The 2,477-nt window shown below is 78.9% G+C and carries 1 protein-coding gene; it reads left to right on the top strand.

Features of this window, described 5'->3' with window-relative positions; all coding sequences use genetic code 11:
• On the top strand, positions 1 to 2,477 hold a 2,477-nt coding region (locus PYV61_RS24135), incomplete at both ends, for a UvrD-helicase domain-containing protein (protein ID WP_275836428.1).

The following is a 2,477-nucleotide window of genomic DNA, read 5'->3' as shown; positions in this document are numbered from 1 at the left end:
GACGCGGTGGCGGCGCGCGCGCTGGCCGCCGGCACGACCGCCGAGGCGACGCCGTGCGTGCGCGACGCGCTGGCCGGCTTCGACGACGCCGCGATCACCACCATCCACGGCTTCTGCCTGCGCGTGCTGCGCGAGCACGCGCTCGACTGCGGCGCCGAGCTGGACGCCGAGCTGCTGACCGACGACACCGAGCTGCTGGACGCCGTCGTGCGCGACTTCTGGACGCGCGAGACGTCGCGGCGCCCGGTGGCGCTGGTCGAGGCGCTGGTGACGCGCGGGAAGCTCGGGCTGGACACGCTGCGCGCGCTGGCGCGCCGCGCCGTGCGGCACCCCGACGCCGCCGTGGTCCCCGCCCCCGACGCGCTCGAGGAGGCGTCGCTGGAGGTCGCGGTCGAGGAGCGCGCCCGGCTGGCCGTCGACCTCGCGGGGCAGTGGGAGGGCGACGTGGTGAGCGAGGCGCTGCACGCGATCGAGGAGGCGCGCGCGGAGAAGCGGCTGAGCGGGGTGAAGTGGAAGCCCGACTCGGCGGTCACGCGGTGGCGCGCGGTCGCGCTCTGGGCGGCCGGCGACCCGGCGACCGCCGAGCTGCCCGAGAAGGAGCTCGCCTACTTCGGCACCGCGGCGCTGCAGGGAGCGGCGAACAAGAACAAGACCGCGCCCGAGCACCCGCTGTTCGACCACGTGGACGCGCTCCTGGAGGCCGACCGCGCGGTGCACGCCTGCGCGGTCAACGAGGCGCTGCGCCTGCGGCACGCGTGCGCGCGGTTCGCGCGCGAGGAGACGGCGCGGCGCAAGCGCCTCGCCCGCTGCCACGGCTTCGACGACCTGCTGCGCCTGGTGCGCGACGCGGTCGGCGGCGAGGGGGCGCTGGTGGACGCGCTGCGCGCCGGCTACCGCGCGGCGCTGATCGACGAGTTCCAGGACACCGACGACGTGCAGTGGGAGGTCTTCCGCCGCGCGTTCGCCGACTCGCCGTCGCACCGGCTGGTGCTCATCGGCGACCCGAAGCAGTCGATCTACGCCTTCCGCGGCGCCGACGTCGACACGTACCTGCGCGCGCGCGGCGCCGCGGCCACGCGGTGGGCGCTGGACGTGAACTGGCGCACCGACCGCGCGCTCGTCGACGCGCTGCAGGCGCTGTGGGGGGCGCACCCGGCGCCGTTCGCGCGTCCGGGCATCGGGTGGCGGCCGATCACCGCGCACCACGGCGAGCGGCGCCTGGCCGGCGCCGGCGCCGGGCTGCGCGTGCGGCTGCTGACCGGCGAGGGCCCCTTCACGCCCACGGGGACCCGCACGCGGATCACCAAGGGGCGCCTCGACGAGCGGCTCCCGGCGCTGGTGGCGAGCGACGTCGCGCGCTTCCTCGGGAGCGGCGCGACGATCGCCGAGCGGGTCGGCGGCGCGGAGCGGCGGCGCGCGGTGCGCCCGGCCGACGTCGCGGTGCTCGTGCGCACCAACCGGCAGGCGCTGGCGGTGCTGGCGGCGCTGCGCGCGGCCGGCGTGCCGGCGGTCATGCACGGCGCCGAGAGCGTGTTCGCGTCGCGCGAGGCCGAGGAGCTGGCGGCGGTGCTGGCCGCCGTGCTGGAGCCGGCGTCCGCCCCGCTGGCCCGCGCCGCGCTGGCGACCGACCTGCTCGGCGTCGCCGCCGCCGAGGAGCTGGCGCCCGGCGAGGGGATCGGGCCCGGCGACGTGCTGGCGCGCCTCGACGAGGGGGCGGACGCGCACGCGGACCTGTGGGCCGAGCGCCTGCGCCGCTGGCGCGCGGCGTGGCGCGTCGAGGGCGCGGGGCGCGCCGGCGCGCCGACGGCGGCGAGCGCCGTGCGCCTCGTGCGCGCGCTGCTCGAGGAGCTGGCGCTGCCGGAGCGGCTGCTGGCGCTGGCGGACGGCGAGCGCCGGCTCACCAACCTGCTGCACCTCGCCGAGCTGCTGCACGTCGCCGCCACCGAGCGCGCGCTCGCCCCCGGCGCGACGCTGGCGTGGCTGCGCGAGCAGGTCGCCAACTGCGGCGCCGCGCGCGACGACGCCGCGCGCCAGCTGCGGCTGGAGAGCGACGCCGCGGCGGCGCAGGTGGTGACGGTGCACTCCAGCAAGGGGCTGGAGTACGGCGCCGTGTGGTGCCCCTACCTGTGGGACGGCCGCTCGGCGCCCGACGCCGACCTGCTCTACCCGTGCGTCCCGGCGGCGGACGGCGACTCGGCGCGCGTGATCGACCTGCGCGCGTCGCGCGAGACGCCGGCGGGGGCGCGCGTCGAGGACGAGCGGTTCGCCGAGTCGCTGCGCCTCGCCTACGTCGCGCTGACGCGCGCGCGCCACCAGGTCACGCTGTGGTGGGGCGCCGCGACCGACTTCGAGACGTCGCCGCTGGCGTGGCTGCTGCACGGCGGCGACGCGGCCGACGCCGCGGAGGCGCGCGCCTCCGTCGGCGCGCGGGTGGGGACGCTGGAGGACGCGGCGCCGCGGGCGCGCGTCGAGGCGCT

It is taken from the genome of Roseisolibacter sp. H3M3-2 (genome assembly GCF_029211165.1).
In the GTDB taxonomy this organism is placed as follows: Bacteria; Gemmatimonadota; Gemmatimonadetes; order Gemmatimonadales; family Gemmatimonadaceae; genus Roseisolibacter.
The sequence above is the reverse complement of the archived record's forward strand: the minus strand, read 5'-3'. Positions and strand labels throughout refer to the sequence as shown.